Origin of the sequence: Candidatus Seongchinamella marina, from assembly GCF_026262685.1 — a bacterium.
GTDB classification, from domain to species: Bacteria; Pseudomonadota; Gammaproteobacteria; order Pseudomonadales; family Halieaceae; genus Halioglobus; species Halioglobus marinus.
Map to the genome: position 1 here is coordinate 158,462 of NZ_SHNP01000004.1, position 25,591 is coordinate 184,052.

Below are 25,591 nucleotides of genomic sequence, written 5' to 3' on the forward strand. Positions count from 1 at the left end.
GCCCCAAAACCCCGCTGATTTATCACCGCTAACATCCCTCGCGAGCAGTTTCACGGCCTGAACCCCTGTAGTACCCTACTTAAAAAGACCGAGCCTTTGTTGATCTGGCTCAAGCACCAGACAGACACAACGCACATACTTGTAGCCGGTAACGAACTGTTCAGGGGTTTAATGCACAAGCAATCCCGAAAGTTGCAGCGCGAGTCACTCAGGCAATGCGAGCTCTGCCTCGCGACCATTTTATCGAAATGAGCAATCCCTCTTTGGTTCTGGGACGCAGTATCCCGCCAACCAATGCCGTCTCTGAAATATTGAACCACGCCAACATCCAGCCTGATCACAAAATGTCGCTGGTTGGCACGGGGGCCGGTTATGTGGCTGCCCTGGCCAGCAAACTTGCTGCCAAAGTTGTCGCACTGGAAATCAGTGACGCTATGGCATAGCAAGCGCAAACAAGATTCAACGGACCGCCGACGGTAGTGCTGGCGCACCGGAGTTAGGTCCTTATGATCGCATTTTTGTAGCCACCCCAAAGAGTAACCGACAAAGCCCCGATGATCGCCCAACTCGCGGATGGGGGCAACTGTTGGCCATTGAACAAGGCGAGAACGAAACTCTGATCCTTACACGCCACGAGGTCAATGAACCGGGCGCCGCTTTGCGTAAAGAATTGGCCATGGTAGATTTTTACCGCGATACCGGCCTGACCCTGCTGGACATGGGCATGACGGCGCCACTGATGAAGAGTTACCGCCGCCTGCTACAAAACCCATCGGGTCTGGTGCTGGTGGTAGGCCCAACCGGGTCCGGCAAATCCACCACCTTGTATGCCGGACTGTCGGAGTTGGCCCGCGACGGCCGCCGTAAAGTACTGACCATTGAAGGCCCGATCGAATACTCTATCGATGGTATTCAACAAACTTTCACCCGCTCAGATATAGGGTTCAATCTCGCCGATGGCATGCGCTCTTTTGTGCGCCTGGACCCGGACGTCATTCTGGTAGGAGAAATTCGTGATACTGAAACTGCCGTGGAGGCGATCAGGGCTTCGCAGATCGGACACGTGGCGTTGTCCACCCTGCACGCCAATGATGCGGTCGATGCCCTGCAACGTATGAACCATTACTTCGAAACCGAGATCGCACACAAACAAGGCGATGTATGGCAAATTATCTACCGGCGATGGCAGGAGTCGCTCAGATTTTGACCAGGCATCCGCAGCAGTGATGACCTCTCGCAGATCAGTCCTCTTCACGTAACTTGATCGGGCCAAACATTTCAGGGAACCGCCCTTCCATGCCCTTATAAAACTCACGAAAATAATTCATATCTTCGGTCACGTTGCCGGTTACCATGATCGCCGGACCAAAGCCCCCGCGTTTTTGGCCAAAGTCCAGAAATGAGGGGCAAATAGGTACATTCGCCTGTCTGGCGATGTGATAAAAACCAGACTTCCAGTGCTCCGCTTTTGCCCGGGTTCCTTCCGTGGGCACCACCAGAACCAGCTCCTTCTGTGCTGCAAAAGCGGCGATCATGCTGTCTACTGTGTTGGTGCTTTTATGGCGAACAATGGGCATCCCGCCCATGGCCCGCATCAACCAACTTAGCGGCGGCCAGAACAGCGAATGCTTAGCCATCCAGGTCAGTTTCATATCGAAAGCGGCGGCAAATAGCAGCATCAGCGGAAAATCCCAATTCGAGGTGTGAGGGGCGGCAATTAACACGTACTGCGGGTATTCAGGCTTGGCGCCTTCCAACTTCCAGCCAAACAGACCCAGCAGCTTGCGGGCCAGTGACTGTTTCATATTAGCGGTCCGAGATGGGCAGCGCAGAATAGCATAAGCAAACTCAAATAGCTCCGCTGTTGCGAGCCAGATAACGGTCAAGGGCGTTCGCAAATGCCTGCTTATCTCGAGGGCCCAGCGCCGCAGGACCGCCGCCTATATCACCGCTCGAACGCATCGTATCCATAAAGTCCCGCATGTTCAGGCGGGGTTTAATATTGTCTGCTGTCAATTGCTCTCCCCTTGGTGATATCACCCCGGCGCCCTTTTCAATTACTTCCGCAGACAGTGGAATATCGGATGTGATCACCAGATCTCTTGCACTTACCTGCGCCACGATATAGTCATCAGCGACATCAAAACCCTGAGGTACCTGGCGACAGCTAATCCAGGGTGAACTAGGGGCGGGGATGACATGGTTTGCGACCAGAACCAGAGGCTGTTTCAGGCGATTGGCAGCACGATACAAAATTTCCCGGATGACCTTGGGGCACGCATCGGCGTCTACCCATACCGTTATGGCCATTAATTCTCTCCAGCGGCTTTATTACCATACCGTATCCGAAGCCATAGCATATTGCGATACTGGCTCTTTCCTATCTCCATCATGCGAAAGCAAAACAGCCAAAGCACGACGCCTGCTATACTCCAGCTTTCAATCAGAGAGGGATGCAAATGAACGACGAGTTGTTTCGACACACCCAAACCGTCGATCGAAGCAGCGATGACTCGGCAATTAACGGACGGACACCGACTGACCCAACTCAGAATGAAGTGGCACCGCAGCAAGAAGGCGACGTCATCCTCGATCGATTTGAGGTGAAACGCTTCCTTGGCAGTGGTGCTTTCGGGTTTGTTTTTCTAGCTTATGACATGGACCTTGATCGTCTGGTCGCCATAAAAAAACCCTCCCAGAGAATGCTGTCCCAGTTGGGCAATATCGACCAACTCATCAGAGAAGCGCGCACTGTAGCCCAGCTCGACCATGAAAACATCGTTCCTGTCTACGATACCCTCAGCGCACCAGACGGTTCCTGCTACATCATTTCAAAATTTGTTCGCGGCCAGGATCTGCGCTCATTGCTGCTGCGAGGCCGCCCAGGAATGCCTAAAATTGTCAAAACGATAAAAGACGTTGCCTTCGCATTGCATCACGCCCACCTTAACGCGATTGTTCACTGCGACATCAAGCCAGCGAACATCATACTCGATGACAATGGCAAGGCTCACGTTACCGACTTTGGCATTGCATTCAACCTGAAAGCCTGTCTGCAAGACACAGCATCAGATGGTACACCCGCTTATATGAGCCCGGAACAAACCCAGGAGCAGAATAAATCGCTGGACGGTCGCTCCGATATTTACTCGCTGGGCATTGTGCTTTATGAGCTACTGTGTGGGCAGCTGCCGTTCTCTGGTGAAACTCGGACCGAGCTGTTCAACAACATACTTAGTGCCAATGCCAGACCACCTCGCCAAATAGACGATAGCATACCCAGGATTATTGAAACCATTTGCCTGAAGGCGATGGCTCGCGACCCTGCACAACGATACACAACAGCGCTGGATATGGCCCGTGATCTTGAACAATACGCCGGCTATGATCCCAAGCCCATTGATGTTTCGATGGTCGACGTACCGCCAGAACTCAATAAGCTCATTGAAGAGCTCTCCGAGAACACCCATGACATTTGGGCAGTTCAGCGGTACCAGGATGGCTGGAAGTTAGGAGACGTGCGCAACGACAGTCACAAGACTCACCCTTGCCTGATAGCTTATGACCAACTTCCTGAATCAGAAAAGCAATATGATCGTGCCACCGTATTAGGCACTATCAAGGGCATGCTGGCACTGGGCTACACTATTGAAAAGAAAAACTAGCCGGTAGCGTATCAAAGCCATGTTTAGGCATGCAGGCCAGAGTGCTCCAGTGGTCGCTCACGATGAATCAATATCCATTCTGAATGCTCTTCCAGACAAGCCTCTCCCAAAGCTCGCAATACTTTTTCCTGCATAAGCGGGTCCGATTTGGCGGCGAGCGATTGACGCTGTGCATTGCTGAACGTCTTGTGCATGAACTGATATTGCTTGGTCAACTCTTTATCAGCCTTCTTATACGCGTAAGCTTGCCGAATGCCCGCGGTCAGAGGCAGGAGACCCATCAGGATGAACAGAATGTTGGTTGCGGTATCGTCAAGAATGGATCCAATCGCAAGCAGTAACAAGGCGATAAAAATGCCCACCCACAGGGTGAACGTGCCATAGAACTCATTCCGCTTCAGTTTTTTTTCCCTGTGCAGGGAGGCCGAATCGTAATACCCGAGCTGCCCTGTTTCCGCTTCTGCATCGCCAATCCAGTTATCAATGGCCAGCTCCAGGCCATTGCTGGCACGGTCTGGATTGACTCTTCCTGAGCCACCTACGCTCCTCATCACATGTCGAATCCAGACTAACTCCATATCCTGCTTTTGCATCATATTGTCATAGGTAAAAGCGGCTCCGTTGTAATCTTCAATGCCTGCCAGAGTCCAGTAAAATTGGACGCGCAGCCCTTCGGCCAGGGCTCGGTTATCGAGGTACTTCCGGTGCCATTGAAAATGGCCCGCCATTTTGTTGAGAAACAAGGCCACAAAAAAGAAAAAGAGAAAGGCTGGCAGCAGGATGGAAAACTCAACGTACTCCGAATAGATGATAAAACTGGCACCCATCAACACCGCCAAAACGTGAGTAAAGAAAAGCTCCCGCTCGACAAATCCTCGATATCGAATAGCCAGCCAATCCGCGGTCTGGTGCGCGTTATCAATCTCCTTCAGATTAGGATCGGAACGCATATCCCGATGTTCAATCAGACTAATACCAGAAGACTTTATCGCCGATTGATACTTAAGGCCATCGAGACGGAAATCCTGCAGATGGAGAAACGGGGCTCGATACCTTTCCGGCATTTCGACACATTCAAACACGCTTTCGTTGCTAAGCCAGCGGCCACGGTCGCGAGTTTCTTCCTCGGCACGGGGGCAGTGAATATGATAAATCAGGTCGCTTTCTTTATCCGCCAGCAAGTGGTCAACACCGTGTTCACCGGTAATCCCGCTCATTTCGTCATGTAACTGGAAGTTGACTACACTGCCTGTGCCACCCGGCTTATAAACATCTTTCCCATCCCAGAGTGCCAGTACAATGTGTGAGTGACTGGCGACATAGGTTCCAAGCTGGGCATACTGCAAGTTTCTGGCGTCTCCTTGTGCTCTTATCGATTCGAGGGAATTGCCCTGAGCGAGCGGTAATTCAAATACTAAGGACTGTTGCAAAAGCGCCTGAAATACTTCCAAGGAGTGGGGGTCTACAAAGTCTTCTTGGTAATCTGTCAGTGGCATAGGTAAGGGCACTTCCAGAGAGAGCCCCATGTTGATCGCTACCTGGGCAACCAGGGTATCGCCACCTGTTGCGAGCGGATTGACAACAACCAGCGGCAAATCCGGAAACATGTGCTGCAAACTGGCAAAGAACTCGCGAGTTTGTCGGGTGATGCTTTCTTCATCAGCGTGGCTTAAGTCGCGATGCGCCGTTACTCCGATTTTCAGACAAATATTGCCATCTCTAAGACTTGTCAATCTGCGGTCCCTGCGGTCTGGAAGCTCGCGCTTCTATGGAATCATAATACCGCGACTTTTCTATTATTTGCACTAAGCCAGACGCAATACCGCGAGTCCCTTGGAGGCACTGCACGTTGCCAGTTTCCCAGGAAAAGCCCTGTCGGCTTTAACACTCATCAAAACCGTTAAAACCGTTAAAACCGTAAAAAAATGAAGTAAACTGTCGACAGGTTAATGGCAGGTAAAGCAGTGATAGAACAACTGGACATCAGAATCTCAGGACAGGGACTACACCCCTTCACCCCCGTCGTGAGCGAGCTGGTCAAAAGCAGCGGCCTCGATGAAGGTCTGTGCTCACTTTTTATCCGCCACACCTCTGCCAGCCTGTTAATTCAGGAAAACTATGATGATAGCGCCAGAGTCGACCTGGAAAACTGGCTCAACAGGCTAGTGCCGGAAAACGATTCGCTTTACACCCACACTCTGGAAGGCGCAGATGATATGCCAGCACATATTAAATCAGCCCTTACTGCGAGTCAGTTGGCTATCCCCTTTCAGCGGGGGCAACTGATGCTAGGCACATGGCAGGGTATTTATCTTTGGGAGCACCGGCATTACACCGGTGAGCGACAGGTCGTAGTGCACCTGTGAACCCCGACAAGCCCTTGACAAAAAACGCCTTACTAGCTGGCTTGCGCGCAATTTTGCCCGCCGACTGCCTGATTGAGGACCAAGAGTCTCAGCGTCCCTTCGAATGTGATGGGCTCTTACTGTATCGAGAATTGCCACTACTTGTCGCTCTGCCTGAGACGGTGGCGCAGATACAGTCAGTGCTCAAATGCTGCCACCAGCTGGGTGTGCCGGTTGTCGCCCGCGGCTCAGGCACTGGGCTTTGCGCGGGCGCCATGCCGCATCCTGAAGGCGTACTGCTTGGCCTGTCCAAACTCAACAATATTCTGGAAGTAGACCCAAAAGCGCGCACGGCGCGGCTACAACCGGGTGTCACCAACCTGGCGATCTCTGAGGCTGCCGCTGCTCATGGTCTTTACTACGGTCCCGACCCTTCCTCCCAGATCGCCTGCAGCATCGGCGGCAATGTGGCTGAAAATTCAGGTGGAGTTCATTGCCTGAAGTACGGCCTGACGGTACACAACCTGCTCTGCGTAGAAATGCTTACGGTGGAAGGTGAGCGCACAACCCTTGGCGGTGGTGGCTTGGACAGTCCGGGCTACGACTTGATGGCCCTGGTCACCGGCTCCGAGGGCCTGCTGGGCATTGTTACCGAAGTGACTGTAAAACTACTCCCCTGTCCGGAAGTCGCCCGCCTAGTGATGGCAGGTTTCGACAGCGTGCGTGCCGCCGGCGATGCGGTGGGCGCGGTGATCGCTGCGGGCATTATACCGGCGGGCCTGGAAATGATGGACGCACTCGCCATCCAAGCGGCAGAAGACTTTGCCCAGGCCGGATACCCAAAAGAGGCACAGGCATTATTATTGTGTGAACTGGATGGCACCGCCGAGGAAGTTGACCAGCATGTTGACGCAGTAACGAATATTTTTAACCAACACGGCGCCAGCTCACTGCGCGTCTCCAGTGATGATGCTGAGAGAGCACTGCTGTGGAAAGGTCGCAAATCTGCCTTCCCCGCTATCGGTAGACTAAGTGCCGACTACTACTGCATGGATGGCACCATACCGCGTAGTCAGGTCTCTCATGTACTGGAAGAAATCAGCAAACTATCAGCGAAATACCAACTGCGCTGTGCCAACGTATTTCATGCAGGAGACGGTAATTTGCACCCGCTGATCATGTTCGACAGCGGTGACCCTCAGCAGCTAGCGCGGGCCGAACGTTTCGGCGCAGACATACTCGAACTGTCAGTGGCCGTCGGCGGCTGCATTACCGGTGAACACGGCGTAGGACTGGAGAAATTGAACCAAATGCCCAGTCAGTTCAGTGAGGCCGAGCTACACCAGTTTGAAGACATCAAGCACGCCTTTGACCCGGCACTCACTCTCAACCCGGGCAAAGGCATCCCTATATTGAAGCGCTGCCAAGAATACCGTGCACTTCCCCGCAGGCACAGCCATGACTGATGCACTGCAGCAACTGGCCGCCAGAGTCTGCGCAGCAAAAGCGGACGCCACGCCACTTTATGTCCACGGTGGTAATACTAAAAAACACTTACTGGGAAGAACTTGCTCGGTCGAGCGCACACTTGATATCTCGAAGTATCGTGGGATAAGTCACTATCAGCCCCAAGAGTTGGTTATTAGTGCACGCGCAGGCACTCCGATCAGCGAACTGGAGAGCGCCCTGGCTGAACAGGGGCAAATGCTGCCCTTTGAGCCACCTCGCTTCGCTGGCCAGGCGACAATCGGTGGCACGCTGGCTGGCAACCTGTCAGGCCCGGGAAGGCCCTGGTTGGGCTCAATAAGGGATTCGGTTCTGGGGGTACAATTAATCAACGGCAGCGGCCAAATTCTGGAATTCGGTGGCAAGGTAATGAAAAACGTTGCTGGCTATGACGTTTCCAGACTACAAGCTGGAGCACTGGGAACCCTGGGCGTGATTTGCGAGGTACACCTCAAGATTTTGCCATTGCCGGAAGCTAGCGTCACCCTCACCCGGGACACCTCGCCGGATGAAGCGCTGGCTCTGATGACAAACTATGCTGGCCAGCCAAAACCTCTGACGGGCGCCTGCTGGGTGAACGGAAAGCTGTATCTGCGTTTGGCCGGGGCTGCCAGTGCCGTGGAGCACACTGCCCAAATCTGGGGTGGTGATCGGGTCGATGGCGCTATCTGGACACAACTGCAAGACATGACTCACTCCTTCTTTACGCCTTCCGCTGAGCTTTGGCGTCTTGCCACCACTCCAACGGCGCCCTGCTCGGATCAGGCTGACCAGTGCATTGACTGGGGTGGATCCCAGCGCTGGCTGCGAACACCACCAGCAAGCATTCCTCAGGGCGCGCACCTCAATCTGTTTTCGGGTGGAGATCGACAGACTGAAGTCAAAGGTAAGCTCGATCAAGTTCAACAAACATTGCAGCTTAGACTCAAAAAAGCCTTTGATCCGGCAGGAATCCTCAATCCTGGCCGCCTGTACAGTTGGATGTAAGGCCATGCATGTAGAACTACACCCGCGTTACAGCGATAACACCGAAGCCAAGCGCGCTGGCGAATTAATCAGCGCCTGTGTGCACTGCGGCCTTTGTCTGGCCACCTGCCCTACTTACCTGGACACAGGTGATGAACGAGACAGCCCTCGAGGCAGAATATACCTGCTCAAACAGTTGTTGGAAGAAGGCGAGGCCGGCGCTGTAACCCGCACCCACCTCGATCGCTGCCTGAGTTGTCGCAGTTGCGAGACCGCCTGCCCCTCCGGCATGCAGTATGGCAAATTGGCTGACATTGGCCGCGGCATGCTGAATATAGAGGCACCGCGCGGTCCCGTTGAACGCCTGTTTCGTTTCTCACTTAGACAGACACTTTCACGACCAGCCCTTGTCGCCGCACTGCTGCGCACAGGCCAGCTGTTTCGCCCCCTGTTGCCCCCCAGGCTAAAGCGCAAAATACCCTTGCGGCAAACACCCGGGGCAATGCCTGTATCAACGCAGCCTCGCACCATGTTGGCCTTATCAGGCTGCGTTCAGTCGGCAGCAACGCCATTAACTCATGCCGCCGCCGCACGGGTACTGGATCGGCTGGGAATCTCGCTGAAGATTGCATCCGAGGCAGGTTGCTGCGGGGCCGTGAACTACCACCTGGGAGCTCACTCCGATGGCCTGGATAATATGCGCCGCAATATTGATGCCTGGTGGCCAATGATTGAGGCGGGTGCTGAGGCAATCATCAGCAGTGCCACCGGCTGCGGCAGCATACTGGTCGAGTACGGTGACCTGCTGCAGCACGACTCAGTCTATGCTGCAAAAGCAAAACGGGTATCCGCTCTATGCCGAGATATTGCCGATGTGCTTGTGGATGAGGATTTGACCCTGCTCAATATTGAGCGAGACATTGGTCGCGTTGCTGTACACACACCCTGTAGCCAACAACACGCACTCAAGCAGCCCGATATTGTTAACACCATACTGCGCCGCGCCGGATTCACCCTGGCAAAAACGCGGGATGATCACCTTTGCTGCGGTTCAGCCGGCACCTATTCCATACTCCAGCGTTCACGCAGCGAGCGCTTGCGCCAGCGCAAACTGGAAGCTTTGCAAGTGGATAATCCAGCGCTGATCGTCTCAGCTAATGTGGGCTGTCAGTTGCATCTGGATGAAGAGAGCAAGATTCCTGTTAAGCATTGGATTGAGCTACTCGATCCCTTGACCAATCAGGGCCATTGATAACAAAAATCGACAGGTATTTGCCCACACGCCCGCTATACTGTAGCAATCCCATGACGACTAAGAACAGGACCGATACGCAATGATCCACACTACTGACAAGTTGGTACTCCAGGCTGCATTCGCACGAGAAAAGGCGCACCCGCAACGGGTGTTTATGACCCAGCCTATCCTGGGTGAAGCCACCGACTATACCTGGGGAGATACCATGGATCAGGCGCGGCGCATGGCCACCTACCTGAATACCCTGGATTTACCAGCCAACAGTAACATTGCCCTGATCTCAAAAAATTGTGCCCACTTCATTATCGCTGAGCTGGCAATCTGGATGGCAGGGCATTGTACCGTTGCTCTTTACCCTACACTTAATGCAGATACGGTTGAATACATACTCGATCACTCCGAGTCGAAGCTGGTGTTTGTCGGCAAACTGGACGACTGGGAGCATATGCAAGCGGGCGTGCCTGATGCACTACCAAAGATAGCGTTGCCGCTCGCACCCGCCAACGATTACGACCAATGGGACGACATTATCGCGGGCAGTGAGCCGCTTAATGAGGACCCTGTATGGCCCGCAGATCAGCGAGCACTGATTTGCTATACCTCGGGAAGCACCGGCCGTCCCAAAGGTGTCGCCCACTCTTTTGGATCGATCTCAGCACCCGCCTCTCTGCAGGGAGACACGCTGGGCATCACCGAAGACGATCGCATAATATCTTATCTGCCCCTGGCTCACGTCATGGAGCGGGCACTGGTAGAAGCCGGGTCGATTTATCAGGGGGTGCATGTGTTCTTCGCCGAAGAGCTCGATACGTTCCTGCAGGACCTGCGTCGGGCGCGGCCAACTCTTTTTATCAGCGTGCCCAGGCTTTGGCTGAAGTTCCAGTCCGGCGTATTCCAGAAATTTCCCGAGAAAAAGCTGAACCTGCTATTAAAGATTCCGATTGTGAACAACATGATCCGCAAGAAGCTGCTCGACGGACTGGGCCTTGGCGATGTGCGCATGGCAGCTAGCGGGTCGGCACCGATTCCGGCAGATCTGATTCGCTGGTACGACCGACTGGGTCTTAACATCATGGAAGGCTATGGAATGACAGAAGACTTCGCCTATTCCCACATGTCCACCCTGGAGCAGCGAGCCCCAGGGACTGTCGGCTTCCCTGCAACTGGCGTTGAATGTCGAATTTCCGACGCCGGTGAGATTGAAGTCAAATCACCCGGATTGATGATGGGCTACTACAAAGCCCCCGAGCTAACCGCTGAAGTAATGACCGAGGATGGCTACTTTAAAACAGGCGACCGCGGTGTTTATGACGATGGCCTTCTGCGCATTACCGGTCGGGTTAAGGAACTGTTTAAAACCAGCAAGGGCAAGTACGTCGCCCCTGTTCCACTGGAAAACCTGCTCAGTGCAGACAGCATGATTGAACAGTGTTGCGTGTCTGGCTCTGGCCGCCAGGCCTGTTATGCCAGCTTGCAACTGGCTGACGGGTTGCGCAGTAAGTTTGACGACCCCGAATTCAGGGGCCAGGCCAACGCTAATTTTGAAAAACTGCTGAACGAAGTTAACGCCCAGGTAGAGGGTTACGAAGCACTTCAATTTCTCGCTATCGTACGTGATTCCTGGCAGGTCGAAAACGACTTCCTGACCCCCACGCTCAAGATTAAGCGCAACAATATTGAGGCTGCCTACGAACCCTTCCTGGATGACTGGTACGACTCTCGTCAAAAGGTAATTTGGCAGGACTGAAATGAGCAAAATCACGGTCTACTACCTGGAGATGCTGTCCAGAGAGCAATTGGTTCCAGGAAAAACAGCCACAGACCTTATCGTCCACGAGGCTCGCGTGAAGCGCTGGCCCCTGAATCGTTTCCTTTACCAGTACGTGGGCGGGCCCTGGGAGTGGAGAGACAAGCTCAGCTGGTCGGACCCCCAGTGGCAGGAGTATGCCGAGTCCGATCAACTGCGCACCTGGGTAGGCTATGAACAGGGATCACCTGCCGGCTATTTTGAGCTGCAACGGCAAACCGACGATACTGTCGAAATTAAATACTTTGGCCTTGCGGAAGGCTTTATCGGCAAGGGCTTTGGCGGCCATCTGCTCAGTCGCGCTATTGATGAGGCCTGGCGTTGGGGTGATGTGCAGCGAGTTTGCGTAAACACCTGCTCACTGGATCATCCAGCTGCCCTTTCCAACTACCAGGCCAGAGGCATGCAGCTATACAAAACCGAACAGGAGAACGCTTAGTTTCGTGCCTCAAGCAGAAGCTCCAGGCGGCTTTCCGCTAACAGTACCGAACGTTTCACGGCAAACCCGTCTAACCACTCTTTCAACTTCCCTTGTGACTGCGGCGCATAACCCGGAACTTTGTGTTTTCTGGACCTGAGTGCTATTTCTGAAGTCGAAACAATGCCAAAACGACAATCGCGCTGTGGTGAGCGGAGGTTATGAACAACGAACGCATGTGCCATGGTGGTAGGTGCCAGGTAAGGTCTGAGGCATTCCATTAGAGCGATAATTCCGTCTTGATCCAGGTAGTTCAACAAGTCCCAAAAAAAACACATGTCAAAGCGAGTTCCCTCAGGAAAACTCACCAAATTGGACATACGCTCCTGCACAGTCAGTTCGTCCCCGGGTTGAAAACCCAGAGGTAGCTCTGCGAACAAGTCGTTAACGTGCAGTTTGCAGCGGAAACCGGAAAAGTACTCCATGGTTTCCGGCAACACCGGACCTAGATGCAAGACAGTGACGCACTGATCTTCTGCAATCGACTCGAAAAGACCGGGCAGCAGTTGACTACTCTGCCGCTCATTCATAGCGGTTGTAATCCGTGTTGCTTCAGCCGCTCTTCAAGTCCAGCTCGGGGGCTTTTTCTGACAGACTAGTTGAAGTTTTGGGGGCCAGGGAAACCTTGGCGGGCACTTCACCAGGATCCATATCGATAGAGCCCTTGAATATCGCTCCGTCCTCGAGCGTTACTCGAGGCGCGACAATATTGCCACGCACATTGCCCGACTTGGAAATCACCACTTTCTCGTTGCCCCGAATGTCACCGGCAACTTCACCGTCGACCCGAACCGTGCGAGCGGTAATATCAGCGTTGACCTTGCCGGACTCACCCACTGTCACCTGATGCGCGCTCAGTTCAACGGACCCCTCTACCTTACCCTGGATAACCAGGTCCTCGTCTCCAGTGACGGTGCCTTTAATTTCAATACTGGGTCCAATCATCGCGGTGCTCCTGTTGATTGCCGGGCTGGGGCTGGCCTGAGAGGCCGTCTTGGTGGGCGGGGTGTCTGGGCGAGAGCCCTGCTGCTCGGCAGTCACTGCCGTCTGCTTATTCTTATTACGTTCGAACATCGGGATGTCACCTTACTCATTCCGGGCGAAATATCCTACCAGTGCCCCTGAAAATCGACCAGTCAAAAACCGCAGATTTTGAAAAAAAACGATTTACAGCTTTTTCGTTATATGGATCGCTGCTTTCAGAACTATTCGTTGTTGGCGAAGCCCTCTGGCCTCTGGTTTGATGGATAGTGTGCCTATTGGCACCCTTCGATGTATTGCTGCGCGTTATTTTAGCCAAATACATGCCAAAATCTGAATCGACCGCCGTTCGCGGTGAGCGAGGGGGAACTCTCGCGGCTCTCGGACGGTACTGACGCCTGAAACGGAGACATCCTCTATGAGAAGACAGAAGCGCGATATGAACACCAGGGCATTTGATAAAGGTTACCAGGCCGGCGTTTCAGGACGCAGCCAGGACTTTTGCCCCCACGAGAACGACGCCCATCGTCAAAACTGGATTTCCGGTTGGCGAGAAGGCCGTTGTGATCAATGGGATGGCTTGACCGGAATCTCTGGCGTTCACAAGATTCGAGCGCTCTGACTTCTCAAACCTCTACCTGATCCACCGGCCGCTTGCTGCTCTGAGCAAGATCCAGTAGCTCCCTGTTTGCCACGGCGAACATGGCAAAGTCTGGCGCGTCGGTGGCATGCAGTTCAGCCAACATCGCTTGCCAACGGCTCAGCAGGCTTTCCTGTTCACCCTCCCAGCGCTGCATGCAGGTCAGTAGGTTGGCATCCTCGTCAAGGTGCTTTAACGCCCCCACGGCCAGCGTACGCTGCTGCCACTCCAGGTCTTCCATATAAGTATCGCGAGCCAGCGCTTGCCACTCGTTTTCGACTTTTGATGCCAGTATTTGTCCACTGAACCAATCCAGTTCAAGGCGTTCACCGATGAAAAAATAGAGATTGGCGACATCCAGCAAGGACGCCTCGCTCTCTTTCGCGGCCTGGATAATACCTAAACCCGTGTAAGCCAATTGCGTGCCGGCAATTCGCGAGGCCAGCTCCTCGCCCACCCCCTCTTCCACATAGCGATCATTGGCCGACTCATACAGTTCAGCTGAACTGCCGCGCAGCATTGCAGGATAGGCTTCCCGCAGCTGTTCCAGGCCTGCACTGAACTCCTCCACCAGTGGTGTGGGCGCCAGTTCGTGACGACGATTACGCAATAGCCAGCGAGTGGCACGTTTCACCAGCCGCAAGAGCTTGAGCATCATATCCATCTGCACGGCGGATGAGACTCGATGATCAAGCAGTTCGATCCACTCCCACAGTTCTCGTAAGCGAAACACTTCTGTCACCGTAATGAAGGCGCGGGCCACATCTGCCGCCGATGCACCCGTGGCCTTGGCTTGGCGTGAAACAAAGTTCAGCCCCATGCGGTTAACAATGTCGTTAGCCACCTGGGTGGACATGATTTCACGGTGCAGCCGGTGACTGAGAACCTCGTCAGAATACTGCTCAACCAAACGCTGGGGGAAGGCGGTATTCACTGCATTGGCCAGATAGGAGTCTTTGCCCAGGTCCGAATCGATCAATTGCTCCTTGAGCACCGCCTTGCTGTAAGAGATCAGCACCGACAACTCGGGCCGAGTCAGCGGTTGCCCCTGCGTTCGCCGCTCCAGCAGCTCCTCGTCACTGGGCAAAAATTCCAGCGCCCTGTCTATGCGCCCTGCCTCCTCCATGTTCTCAATGAAACGCCGATATTCGCCGAACCGTTCCTCAGCCTGCAACTCGACCATACTGATCGCCTGCACCTGATGGTAGTTGTTCTGAAGCACCAGTTCAGAGATGCTATCTGTCATTTCCTCCAGCAACTGATTACGCTGTTTTTCAGTGAGGTCGCCGCGGGCAACAACCGCATTGAGTAATATCTTGATATTCACTTCGTGGTCTGAGCAATCCACGCCGCCGGCGTTATCAATAAAGTCGGTATTGGAACGACCACCGGTCAGGCTATATTCAACTCTTGCGAGCTGTGTCATACCCAGGTTTCCACCCTCTCCAATCACTTTGCAGCGCAAGTCTTTACCATCGGCTCGCAATGAATCATTGGCTTTGTCACCAACTTCAAAATGAGTTTCGGTAGAAGCCTTCACGTAGGTCCCGATGCCGCCATTCCACAGCAAATCGACCCGCGCCTTGAGTAAGTGAGAAATTAATTCATTGGGTGTTAACTGCGTGGCCTCAATATCGAATCGATCCTGCATTTGCGGTGATATCAATATGGATTTGGCATTACGATCAAACACCCCGCCGCCTTCAGAGATGAGTTCCGACGCATAATCTCTCCAGCTGGAACGAGGCAGGTCAAACAAGCGCTTGCGTTCAATATAACTGGCAGCTGCCTCTGGCGCTGGATCAATAAAGATGTGCAGATGATTAAACGCCGCTAGCAGTTGAATATGCTCCGACAGCAGCATGCCGTTGCCGAATACGTCGCCGCCCATATCACCGACGCCAACAACGCTAAAGTCTGCAGACTGAATGTCGACACCCATTTCCCGGAAATGCCGCTGCACCGAGACCCAGGCACCTTTAGCGGTGATACCCATTTTCTTGTGGTCATAGCCGGCACTGCCACCGGAGGCAAAGGCATCGCCCAGCCAAAAACTGTACTCGTCAGAGAGGCTATTGGCTATGTCAGAGAATGTAGCTGTGCCCTTATCCGCAGCTACAACCAGGTACGGGTCGTCATCATCTTTGGCAACCACATGGGGCGGGCGCACCACTGAGACATCTCCCCGGTTGTCCGTAATATCCAGAAGTCCACGAATAAATAACTTGTAGCACTCTATTCCTTCTTTCTGAATCTCATCTCGTGACATTTCGGCATTCAACTGCCTTGCTACAAAACCTCCCTTGGCGCCAACAGGGACAATGACTGCATTTTTGACCTGCTGTGCCTTTACCAGGCCCAATACTTCGGTACGAAAATCTTCATGACGGTCTGACCAGCGCAACCCGCCCCTGGCGACCTTGCCACCGCGCAAGTGCACGCCCTCCACCCGAGGTGAGTACACATAGACCTCAAACATGGGTACCGGCTGAGGGATTCCCGGTATAGCAGAAGGTTTCAACTTAAATGACAGGTAGGGTTTGAGACCACCTCCCTCAGCTTGCTGGAAGAAATTAGTGCGCAGGGTGGCCTTAATCAACTTCACGTACTGCCGAATAATGCGATCCTGGCCCAGGTTTTGCACCTTCTCCAGCGAAAGCAAAATACGCTGTTCAACGTCGAGTTCGCGCTCTCCCCGCCATGATTCGTCACCGTCAAACACCGGCGAGAAACGAGTCAGGAATAATTCAACGATCAGCGCAGTAATTTGTAGATGGTCTGCCATAGTTTCGGCAATGTACTTCACACTGTAGGGAAAGTTGAGCTGCTGTAAGTAGCGGGCATAGGCGCGCAATGAAGAAATTTCTCGCCAACTAAGCCTCGTACCAATCAGCAGGCGATTAAAAGAATCGCTCTCTGCTTCGCCAAACCAGATGCGAGCGAAGGCATCCTCAAACTCCTCTTTGACCTGCTCGAGATCAAAGTCGTTGGACAGCCGATAAAACATGGAGAATTCCTGAATCCAGTATTTTTCTCCACTGCCTGTACGGATACCGTAAGGTCGCTCGGTGACCACCCTGAGACCCAGATTTTCCAGGATTGGCAATACATCGGACAGCGGCAAACTCTCGCCCTGATGGTAAAGCCGCAATCGCAACATATGCTCACCGTCTTCCATGGGACGATAAAGCGACATAGCCAGGCGTTCACCCTGGGCCAACCGAAGAATTTTTTGGATGTCGGCTACCGCCATGCGTGAATCAAAGTCATCGCGATAACCCGGAGGAAATCCTGCTCCAAATTGCTCTGCACACTCGCTGCCGTGCTCCTCACCGAATTCTTCTATCAACCGGTTGCGCAACCGGTCCTTCCAAGCGAGTGTCGCCTGGACGATCTGTTCTTCCAGCTCGGAATCATCGTAGTCCAGCTGCAAGCCGGGATTCACCCGTAACACAAAGTGGCATCGCACCAGGATAGACTCGGAGAACTGAGTGGTAAATTCCGACTGCTCAGCCTGAAAAACATCGCACAAAATATTCTGGATTTGCTCGCGTAGCTCAGTGGTGTAGCGATCTCTTGGGACGTACACAATGCAGCTGACAAATTTACCGTGTATGTCGCGACGGACGAAAAGGCGTGTTTGTCGACGCTCCTGAATACGGTTAATCGCATTGACGGTGGTGGACAGCTCGGCAATGCTGCTCTGGAACAACTCGTCTCGCGGGAAGAGTTCCAGCACCCTCGCCAGCTCCCTGGTCTCGTGCTCGGCCCAGTCCATATTCGACATTTCCATCACTGCCTGCACCTTGCGCCTGAGGATGGGAATGTATTTAGGATGCATGGTGTAAACCGAGGACGTATACAATCCGATGAATCGATGCTGTCCAATCAACACACCTTCCTCATCAAACACCCGCGCTTCTACATAGTCGGGGTAGGTAAGGCGATGCACTCGGGAGCGCTGCCTGGACTTGGAGAAGCTCAACTGCCTGCGCTGCATCTCTTCCTGGGAAAGATTGGCCAGGTCGGTCTCCAGATCCGCTACCCCACGAGTTTCCCGGTCACGCAATAATCCGAGGCGGCCCTTGCTCGACGCGGTCACCACCGGACTACCTCCGCTATAGTCCACTTCCAGATATTCATAGCCGAGCATGGTCATGTGATGTTGGCGTAGCCATGCCAGAAACGACTCGGCTTCCTCGCGCAGCCTCTTCTCCACGCAGGCACTGCCCTGCACCAGCCCGATCACTTGGCCAAGCTGCTCATTCATTGCCGGAAAATCGTCTACGACATCACCTACCTCACCAAGAATATCCAGTAAGGTTTGCCGCAACTCATCCAGGTCTTCGGGCTGCGAGTGTCTCGCTAACTCAAAATAAATAACCGCCTCACTGGCGCTGTTCTCATGCTCGCCATCGCTATGACCGAGAATACTCCCAAGGCTGCCATCATCACTACGCCGCACCGCCAGGTTCGAACTGGCAATGATATGAATGGGCATGTTGCGCCGGTTAATCTCCCCCCGCACCGACGCAGTTACAAAGGGAATGCCTCTACAGTGGATTGCCAGTACGGTGTTACCGCTCTCCCAGCCATGGGGTTGCAGCTGCGGGTTAAAAAATATGACTTGGGAGTCGGTACCATTCGAAGACCGCATAAAGCTCAAGAGATAGCAGAGACAACCATACAGGTTCTCTACCGAGCGCCCCCGCAAGTCCTCGGCTGCGAAACGCTGATAGAAATTATTCCCGAGGTTAATAAGGGATTCCCGGTCAGCCTCTTTAGCATGACTCTGAATTCGCGTGTTCAGGTCCTTCATCAAACTTTTCTTGAAGTTTTCCCAGATCATTCAACCCGTTCCCTATCAATTTGTTCGCTGCTCATTCCCAAACAGCTACCTGTGTACAATTCTAGACTAAACCAGCCGGTCTGGGCGCCGCCGGGAACTATTACATGGGTGAAAAGTCACATAATTGAGCCGCCAGATAAGGGGATGGACGCTACGGCAAGTTGCGATACAATGCGCCAGCCTTTTCAGGCTTCTACACAACACGATCAAAGATAGGAGAACGCGTGGCTAGCGCAGAAATCAGGGCCCTGCAAGAGTGGCTCAGCGGTCAGATCATCGGCCAAACCCATCTGGTACAGAGACTCATCATCGCATTGCTGGCTGACGGACACCTTCTGGTTGAAGGCGCACCCGGGCTTGCCAAGACTCGGGCCGTGAAGAGCCTGGCTGATGGACTGGAAGGCGATTTTCAACGTATTCAGTTCACTCCAGATTTACTGCCGGGCGATGTCACCGGCACCGAAATTTATCGCCCTCAGGAAGGCACGTTTCACTTCCAGCGTGGGCCAATATTCCACAACCTGGTGCTCGCCGACGAAATTAATAGAGCACCGGCGAAAGTGCAGTCAGCATTGCTTGAGGCCATGGCCGAGAGACAGGTAAGTGTTGGGTCAGAGACCTACGACCTGCCTCGGCTATTTCTGGTCATGGCGACGCAAAACCCGATCGAGCAAGAGGGAACCTATCCTCTACCTGAAGCACAGTTAGACCGTTTTTTATTGCATGTGAACGTAGACTACCCCGACGCAGCCGCCGAGGCAGAAATCCTGCGCCTAACCCGGACTGAAGCCAGCAGCCCGGCTGCAGCAGCACCTGAGCCGCTCCATCAGGACGCAATTTTCGCTGCACGCGAAGAAGTGTTGGGTTTGCATATGTCCAGCGCTGTGGAGGACTACATGGTGCAGTTGATAGTCGCGACGCGCTCACCGGCTCGCTACAGTGAGCAATTGGACCACTGGATTGAATTCGGTGGTAGTCCAAGGGCAACGATTGCCCTGGATCGCTGCGCCCGGGCGCACGCCTGGTTAGCGGATAGAGACTTCGTCGGTCCAGACGATGTTCAAGCTGTCGCCGCCGACGTTTTACGCCACCGCCTGCTATTGAGTTTCGAGGCCGAAGCCAGCGGCGTAACGCCAGACCAGGTCACTCGTGAACTATTGGCCCTGGTCCCCGTAGGCTGATGCAAAGGGCGGATATCGCAACCCCGGCCAGGGGCGCCTATGCGTCTCTGGATGAACTGATTAGCCTACGTTTCCCTGCCCGGCAGCTGAAACTCGCCCGTCGCAACCGCGCGCTTTCAGCTCTTACCGGTCCCAACAAGTCAAACTTTCGCGGCCGTGGCATCGACTTTGAAGAAGTCAGAAGCTATCAGCCCGGGGATGATATTCGCAGCATAGACTGGCGCGTGACCGCTCGCACTGGCGGTGCGCACACCAAGCTGTTTCGTGAAGAGCGAGAGCGACCAGTGCTGTTAGTGGTTGACCAGCGACCGGGCATGTTTTTTGGCTCCAGCCATTGCTTCAAGTCGGTACTGGCGGCCCACCTCACAAGCCTACTTTGCTGGAGTGCCCTGGACAGTGGTGACCGAGTTGGTGGTCTGGTATTTGACGGCAAGCATCACCGTGAAGTGCGACCTCGTCGCTCTCGGCGCACTGTACTGGCGCTGTTGTCTCAGCTGGAGTCATTTAATCATGCGCTACCGGTAGAGACTGCCCCCGACACGGAGAGCTTTGCCGACATGCTGGCCAACCTGCGGCGCATAGCCAAACCGGGTAGCAATATCTACCTGATCAGTGATTTTCAAGGCGCCGATAGCGAGAGCGCCCACAAACACCTGTTCCAACTCGCCCAGCACACCCAGGTTACGGCCCTTGCCTGCACCGATCCGCTGGAGGCTAAACTACCCCGGGGAGGGCGGTATGCGGTTACTGATGGACAGCAGCGCAGCGAGCTCAATACCGGGAGTCGTTTACTGCGCAAAGAATACAGCGACAGTTTCAATAGCGCACGGCAACAACTGCAGCAAAATATGGCCAGGTTGGGGATTCCAGTGCTGCAGGCGTCTACGGCAGAGCCGCCTTTTTCCCTGCTACAAACCTATTATGGTGACAGGCGCTGATGAACCCAGTCGACCCCCTCGCCCAGCTCAACCCTCTGCGCGAACCAGTGGCTATTGGTTGGTGGCCTCTGGCTCCGGGCTGGTGGCTATTGATCGCAATAATTGCTGTCGGCTGTGCCCTGGTGGCGTGGCGACTAATGCTGCGCTATCGCCGCAACGCCTATCGCAGGCAAGGCATTGCAACCCTGAATGAGATCCGCAACCGCTGGCAAAATGACGGGGATACAGGTGCCTGCCTTACTCGCACCAATGCTCTACTTAAAGCTGTCGCCCTGCGCGCTTACCCTCAACGCGACGTTGCCAGCATCACGGGCGAGAGTTGGCAGGCATTTCTTAACGACAGCGGCATGGCCGACGGCGAATTTTTGCTGCCGCCCTTGCAGGCACAGTATCAGGCCATTCCCGTCAGCACCGACATTGAGGGTCATCTGCACACCAGTGCCCTCTGGATCAACAAGCACAAGGTCAAGCCATGATTGAGTGGATTTGGCCCTTAATGATAGTAATGGCTCCGCTGCCATGGCTGGTCAGGCGTTTTACGCCCACGGCCCAGGGACAAGAGCCCGCCCTGCGCGCGCCCTTTTTTACGCAATGGCAACAGCTCAGTGCCAATCAGGGGCGCAGCAGTCAGGCTGCCGGCCGTCTGCCGGTATTGGCCCTTTGGAGTATCTGGCTTCTGCTCCTGGTGGCTGCCGCGCGACCAGTATGGGTCGGAGAGCCTATTGAATTACCCAATAGCGGGCGCGACCTGATGTTGGCGGTGGATATTTCTGGCTCCATGAAAATTGAGGACATGGAGGTCTCGGATGAGTTAGTGAGCCGCATCCGAGCGGTAAAACAAGTGGGCAGTCGCTTTATTGAACAACGCGAAGGTGACCGCCTGGGACTCATTCTGTTTGGCAGTAATGCCTATGTACAATCCCCTCTCAGCTTCGATACCGGGACCGTAAAGCGCTTCTTGCTAGAGGCCCAAATCGGTTTTGCCGGCCAGGATACCGCCATCGGTGACGCCATCGGTCTGGCGGTAAAACGACTCAAAGAACGACCGGCAGAGAATCGGGTGCTGATCCTGCTCAGCGATGGCAAGGACACTGCCAGTTCAGTGCAGCCCCTGAATGCGGCGAAACTCGCGGCAGACCTGGGCATTCGAATCTATACCATTGGCATTGGCGCCGACAGCCTGACCATGCCAGGCTTGTTTGGCTCAAGTTTTGGTGCACGCCAGGTTAACCCATCGGCAGAGCTGGATGAGGCAGGCTTGCAACAAATTGCAAAGATCACTGACGGCAAGTATTTTCGCGCCCGCAACCCTGAAGAACTTGCCAATATCTACCAGTTGCTAGACCAACTGGAGCCTATTGAAGTGGACAGCACCAGCTATCGACCGCGCCAGACGCTGGGCTACCTGCCACTGCTACTGGCTCTGGCGATCAGCTTTGGACTGGCAATTCATCGACTGTGGCAGGCCAGCCCTGCAATGGGTTCAGGCGCTCGTGAGGGGGCAGCGTGAGCTTTCATCTGATGCGTCCCGAATGGCTATGGGCGCTGATGCCCGCGATTGTTCTTGCTGGCCTTTTATGGCGGCTTCGCTACCGCAGCGGCAGTTGGAGTTCAGTCATCGCACCCGACTTGTTGCCCTACCTGATTGGCGATTCCAGCGGTCCCCGCAAACGCAATTTCACCCCCGCTCTTTTATTGATCTGGGCATTGGCAGCGCTCGGAGCGGCGGGGCCTAGCTTTAAAAAAATACCCCAACCGGTGCACCAAAAACAGGACGCCCTGGTATTGGTCCTGGATCTGAGCTACTCGATGATGGCAGCTGACCTCGCTCCGTCACGCAACGACCGGGCACGGCAAAAGCTGCTGGATTTACTGAGCCAGCGCAAAGAGGGCCAAACAGGCCTGATCGCCTATGCCGGGGACGCCCACATTGTGACACCCCTGACCGATGATAATCCCACCATTGCCAACCTGCTGCCGGCGCTGAATCCCGGCATGATGCCGTTGGCAGGCTCGGAACCAGCCGCCGCTCTTTCGCAGGCAGTCGAGCTGATGTACTCAGCGGGGGTCCAACGGGGGCGAATAATGCTGGTAACAGATGGCATTACCGAGCAAGACCGGGAGGAAATATCCGAGCTTCTGCAAGGCAGCGGTATGGGCCTGGTCATTATGGGCATAGGCACAGCGACTGGAGCACCGTTACCCTTGCCCAAGGGCGGTTTTCTTAAGGATGACTCCGGGACGATTGTCATGCCTGCGCTCGAAGAGGACTTACTGCGGCGCCTCGCCAGGGACACAGCCGGACGCTACATGCGCCTGCAAATTGACGACAGCGACCTCGATTATTTACTCGCAGATGATTTACTGGCCATTCCCGAACAAACCATGGTTCTGGATCGAGCGGCCGATGCCTGGGAGGACCAGGGGCACCTGCTAATCCTGCTATTGTTGCCGGTGGTGCTGAGTCTGTTCCGCAAAGGATGGATTGTGTGCCTGTTGCCGCTGATGTTTGCACCTCTGCCACAAACAGCACACGCCGATGTCTGGGATGATCTCTGGCTCACTCCCGATCAACAAGGCCAACGCGCCCTGCAACAAGGCAACAATGAGGCGGCCGCTAACCTGTTCGAGGATAATAATTGGGCCGGCACAGCAGCTTATCAATCCGGGGACTATGAGAGAGCTACCCAGAGCTTCACTGACAAAGACAGCGCAGATACGCTTTACAATCTAGGTAACGCGCTGGCCAAAGCCGGCCAGATAGATCAGGCAATAGAAACTTACCAAGAGTCGCTTAAAATCAAACCTGAGCAGCAAGACGCGATAGAGAACCTGGCTTTACTGGAAAAGTTACAGCAGGAGCAGGAGCAGCAACAAGAACAATCCGACCAGCAAGACAAGCAAGATCAGGAAAACCAGGAAAACCAGGATCAGAATCAGAATCAGGATCAACAGAAAGACGAGCAAAACCAGGATCAGCAACAGCAGGACAGTCAGTCAGACGACCAGCAGCCTTCCGACCAAAACTCAAAAGACAAGGAGGAACAGGCGTCGGAATCTCCACAGGATCAGCCGGAAGAACAGGAGAAAACGCCTGAGCAGGAAGAAGCATCCAGGCAGGAGAACGAGCAACAACAGGAAGCGTTGGACGAGGCCATCGCCCAGGCGCAACAGGAAGATCTGGAAAAAGATCAGGCCATGGAGCAGTGGTTACGACGGATACCAGACGACCCCTCCGGACTATTGCGGCAAAAATTCCGCTACGAAAGCCAGCAGCGACAGCAGCAGGGAAAGAAGAAGGATGATGAAACGTATTGGTAAATCGGCACGGTGGGCAGTCATTCTGCTCCTGTGCAAGGCCCCATTGATGGCAAACGCTGCCGTCGAAGCGACTGTAGATCGCCAGCAGGTTGCCATGGGCGATACCTTGCAACTGGTCATCAGTGCCACCGAGGACGATGAAGACCTGGGAACTGTCAGTCTCAATACCTTGCTGACAGACTGGGAAATCCTGTCGCGCAAAACGAGCAGTAATACCACCATCGTGAATGGCAAACGCAACCATAACCGCCAACTGCAAATTGAAATCACCCCACGGCGGCCAGGTGCCTTAATTATTTCCTCGTTCCAGGTGGGCGCTAGCAAAACAGCTCCGGTTTGGGTCAATGTCAGCAAAATGGCACGTGTGGATCCGGGCACAGAAGCTATTTTGTTTGAAGCCACCGTCGACAGTGACTCGGTCTATGTGCAGGGACAACTAATCCTGACACTGCGCCTGCAACAAGCGGTCAACCTCGATGGACGCAGTATCAGCGACTTGCAGTTGCCCGGCGCATTCGTCGTGCCCCTTGAACAAAAGTCATTCCAACGTACGGTCAGTGGCAGGCCCTGGCTAGTGCATGAAGTACGGTATGCCATTTTTCCGGAAAAAAGTGGTGTTCTGGAAATTCCAGCGCAAAGTTTTTCCGCGAGGGAGAGCGGGCCACGCCGCAGCGTATTCGACACATCCAGAGGCAAGCTGATACGCCTGCAAAGTAAAGCCTTGAAAATCGAGGTGCTACCCAGACCCGCGGCCTATTCCGGTAGTACCTGGTTGCCGGCACGCAATATTGTAGTTGAAGAAGAGTGGTCGACAGAACCCGAAAAACTACGCGCCGGTGAATCGGTTACCCGCACTATTCGTCTTCGCGGCGAGGGCTTGCAGGGGGCGCAACTGCCTCCCGTGCTCCTCACCACCACTGATGGCATAAAGCACTACCCGGACCAACCCACCATTGCCGATGCAGAAATATCGACCGGTTTACTGGGTTCACGTAGCGACAGCGTGGCCATTGTGCCAACGCGCGCAGGCAGTATCGAACTGCCGGCTGTTGAGATTCCCTGGTGGGACACTCAGACGCAGGCCATGCGCACCGCTGCAGTACCCGCTAGAACACTCCAAATAATGCCAGCTGCAAATGCAGTCTCGGCAAACCCGGTAGCAGGCAATGAGCAGCTCGCGCCCGGAAGCACCGCCGACACAGGGCAACAACCCCTGTGGCAATGGCAACTGGCCACACTTTTTTGTGCCATAGGCTGGGCATTCAGTCTGTTGCTGCTACGTAAGGGTGCCACCAAGAATTCAAGCCAGGCAGCGGACGACCCTAAAACGGTATCGCCCAAAGCAGCCTATAAATCACTAATAGCAGCCTGCGCGGCAGATCAACCATCACAGGCCAGAAAAACCCTTATCCAATGGGCCGCTGCGATTCAAGATAATCCGAGCATCACCTCACTGAATGCAGCCGGCAACGCAATGGCGGATTCCGAGCTGAAGCTCGAGCTGCTAAAACTCGAACAGGCGCTGTACAGCAGCGCGACTGATCTTTGGCACGGCGCACCATTACGAGCCGCTGTTGAAAGGCTGCAAAGACTACAACGCAGCCCGAACACTGGCGAAACTGATGACCTCAGCCTGTACCCCAGCGACTGAAGTTGCCC

The 25,591-nt window shown here is 54.3% G+C and carries 22 protein-coding genes; 16 read left to right on the top strand and 6 right to left on the bottom strand.

Going from position 1 to position 25,591, the window contains the following annotated elements; translation table 11 throughout:
* Positions 1-215: 215 nt before the first annotated feature.
* On the top strand, positions 216-443 hold the full coding sequence (locus tag EYC87_RS12070; RefSeq protein ID WP_279253104.1) for a hypothetical protein: 228 nt from the start codon (positions 216-218) through the stop codon (positions 441-443).
* Between the two features lie 143 nt (positions 444-586).
* On the top strand, positions 587-1,207 hold the full coding sequence (locus EYC87_RS12075; protein ID WP_279253105.1) for a GspE/PulE family protein: 621 nt from the start codon (positions 587-589) through the stop codon (positions 1,205-1,207).
* Between the two features lie 34 nt (positions 1,208-1,241).
* Here the strand turns inward: EYC87_RS12075 and EYC87_RS12080 are convergent, their stop codons facing one another.
* Entirely contained in the window at positions 1,242-1,805 is a 564-nt protein-coding gene (locus EYC87_RS12080) for a lysophospholipid acyltransferase family protein (protein ID WP_279253106.1), read from the bottom strand.
* 43 nt (positions 1,806-1,848) lie between these two features.
* On the bottom strand, positions 1,849-2,304 hold the full coding sequence (locus EYC87_RS12085) for a YaiI/YqxD family protein (protein WP_279253373.1): 456 nt from the start codon (positions 2,302-2,304) through the stop codon (positions 1,849-1,851).
* A 155-nt stretch (positions 2,305-2,459) separates the two neighbouring features.
* Between EYC87_RS12085 and EYC87_RS12090 the strand changes: the two genes are divergently transcribed.
* Positions 2,460-3,665 (top strand): protein kinase domain-containing protein, encoded by a 1,206-nt coding sequence (locus EYC87_RS12090; protein WP_279253107.1) that lies wholly within the window; start codon positions 2,460-2,462, stop codon positions 3,663-3,665.
* Positions 3,666-3,688: 23 nt separating this feature from the next.
* On the opposite strand, the gene EYC87_RS12095 is transcribed toward EYC87_RS12090, so the two are convergent.
* Positions 3,689-5,398 (bottom strand): hypothetical protein, encoded by a 1,710-nt coding sequence (locus tag EYC87_RS12095; RefSeq protein WP_279253108.1) that lies wholly within the window; start codon positions 5,396-5,398, stop codon positions 3,689-3,691.
* A 216-nt stretch (positions 5,399-5,614) separates the two neighbouring features.
* Here EYC87_RS12095 and EYC87_RS12100 point away from each other — a divergent pair, with 216 nt between their 5' ends.
* The 6 genes from EYC87_RS12100 to EYC87_RS12125 all read left to right on the top strand — a co-directional run bounded on the left by EYC87_RS12100 (position 5,615) and on the right by EYC87_RS12125 (position 11,983).
* Positions 5,615-6,031 carry a secondary thiamine-phosphate synthase enzyme YjbQ gene (locus EYC87_RS12100; protein WP_007228854.1) on the top strand — a complete coding sequence of 139 codons (417 nt, stop codon included), beginning with the start codon at positions 5,615-5,617 and terminating at the stop codon, positions 6,029-6,031.
* 14 nt (positions 6,032-6,045) lie between these two features.
* Positions 6,046-7,476 (top strand): FAD-linked oxidase C-terminal domain-containing protein, encoded by a 1,431-nt coding sequence (locus tag EYC87_RS12105; protein WP_279253109.1) that lies wholly within the window; start codon positions 6,046-6,048, stop codon positions 7,474-7,476.
* Positions 7,469-8,503: a glycolate oxidase subunit GlcE gene (glcE, locus tag EYC87_RS12110; RefSeq protein WP_279253110.1), complete on the top strand. Its 1,035-nt coding sequence runs from the start codon at positions 7,469-7,471 to the stop codon at positions 8,501-8,503. Before EYC87_RS12105 ends, glcE begins: the two co-directional genes overlap by 8 nt.
* 4 nt (positions 8,504-8,507) lie before the next feature.
* Entirely contained in the window at positions 8,508-9,734 is a 1,227-nt protein-coding gene (gene glcF / locus EYC87_RS12115; RefSeq protein WP_279253111.1) for a glycolate oxidase subunit GlcF, read from the top strand.
* 82 nt (positions 9,735-9,816) lie between these two features.
* Positions 9,817-11,484: an AMP-binding protein gene (locus EYC87_RS12120; protein WP_279253112.1), complete on the top strand. Its 1,668-nt coding sequence runs from the start codon at positions 9,817-9,819 to the stop codon at positions 11,482-11,484.
* A 1-nt stretch (position 11,485) separates the two neighbouring features.
* Complete coding sequence (locus EYC87_RS12125; RefSeq protein WP_279253113.1) at positions 11,486-11,983, top strand: GNAT family N-acetyltransferase; 498 nt, start codon at positions 11,486-11,488, stop codon at positions 11,981-11,983.
* Here EYC87_RS12125 and EYC87_RS12130 read toward each other — a convergent pair.
* Both EYC87_RS12130 and EYC87_RS12135 read right to left on the bottom strand, forming a co-directional pair.
* Positions 11,980-12,552 (bottom strand): hypothetical protein, encoded by a 573-nt coding sequence (locus EYC87_RS12130; protein ID WP_279253114.1) that lies wholly within the window; start codon positions 12,550-12,552, stop codon positions 11,980-11,982. The genes EYC87_RS12125 and EYC87_RS12130 overlap by 4 nt on opposite strands.
* A gap of 22 nt (positions 12,553-12,574) precedes the next feature.
* Positions 12,575-13,096: a bactofilin family protein gene (locus EYC87_RS12135; RefSeq protein ID WP_007228719.1), complete on the bottom strand. Its 522-nt coding sequence runs from the start codon at positions 13,094-13,096 to the stop codon at positions 12,575-12,577.
* Positions 13,097-13,421: 325 nt separating this feature from the next.
* On the opposite strand from EYC87_RS12135, the gene rmf reads away from it, so the two are divergent.
* Positions 13,422-13,625 carry a ribosome modulation factor gene (rmf, locus tag EYC87_RS12140; protein ID WP_040541061.1) on the top strand — a complete coding sequence of 68 codons (204 nt, stop codon included), beginning with the start codon at positions 13,422-13,424 and terminating at the stop codon, positions 13,623-13,625.
* Positions 13,626-13,629: 4 nt separating this feature from the next.
* Here rmf and EYC87_RS12145 read toward each other — a convergent pair whose 3' ends face one another.
* Positions 13,630-18,492: an NAD-glutamate dehydrogenase gene (locus tag EYC87_RS12145; protein ID WP_279253115.1), complete on the bottom strand. Its 4,863-nt coding sequence runs from the start codon at positions 18,490-18,492 to the stop codon at positions 13,630-13,632.
* 224 nt (positions 18,493-18,716) lie between these two features.
* On the opposite strand from EYC87_RS12145, the gene EYC87_RS12150 reads away from it, so the two are divergent.
* From EYC87_RS12150 to EYC87_RS12175, 6 genes are read left to right on the top strand one after another with little or no spacing between them, the layout of a single operon-like run.
* The gene (locus tag EYC87_RS12150) at positions 18,717-19,673 is read left to right on the top strand and encodes an AAA family ATPase (protein WP_279253116.1); all 957 of its coding nucleotides are present in this window, start codon (positions 18,717-18,719) and stop codon (positions 19,671-19,673) included.
* Complete coding sequence (locus tag EYC87_RS12155; RefSeq protein WP_279253117.1) at positions 19,673-20,611, top strand: DUF58 domain-containing protein; 939 nt, start codon at positions 19,673-19,675, stop codon at positions 20,609-20,611. The genes EYC87_RS12150 and EYC87_RS12155 overlap by 1 nt, the downstream gene beginning before the upstream one ends.
* The gene (locus EYC87_RS12160; RefSeq protein WP_279253118.1) at positions 20,611-21,087 is read left to right on the top strand and encodes a DUF4381 domain-containing protein; all 477 of its coding nucleotides are present in this window, start codon (positions 20,611-20,613) and stop codon (positions 21,085-21,087) included. The genes EYC87_RS12155 and EYC87_RS12160 overlap by 1 nt, the downstream gene beginning before the upstream one ends.
* Positions 21,084-22,121, top strand: a complete 1,038-nt coding sequence (locus EYC87_RS12165; RefSeq protein ID WP_279253119.1) for a vWA domain-containing protein — start codon at positions 21,084-21,086, stop codon at positions 22,119-22,121. The genes EYC87_RS12160 and EYC87_RS12165 overlap by 4 nt, the downstream gene beginning before the upstream one ends.
* Complete coding sequence (locus EYC87_RS12170) at positions 22,118-23,932, top strand: vWA domain-containing protein (protein WP_279253120.1); 1,815 nt, start codon at positions 22,118-22,120, stop codon at positions 23,930-23,932. The genes EYC87_RS12165 and EYC87_RS12170 overlap by 4 nt, the downstream gene beginning before the upstream one ends.
* Complete coding sequence (locus EYC87_RS12175; protein WP_279253121.1) at positions 23,913-25,583, top strand: BatD family protein; 1,671 nt, start codon at positions 23,913-23,915, stop codon at positions 25,581-25,583. Before EYC87_RS12170 ends, EYC87_RS12175 begins: the two co-directional genes overlap by 20 nt.
* Positions 25,584-25,591: the final 8 nt, after the last annotated feature.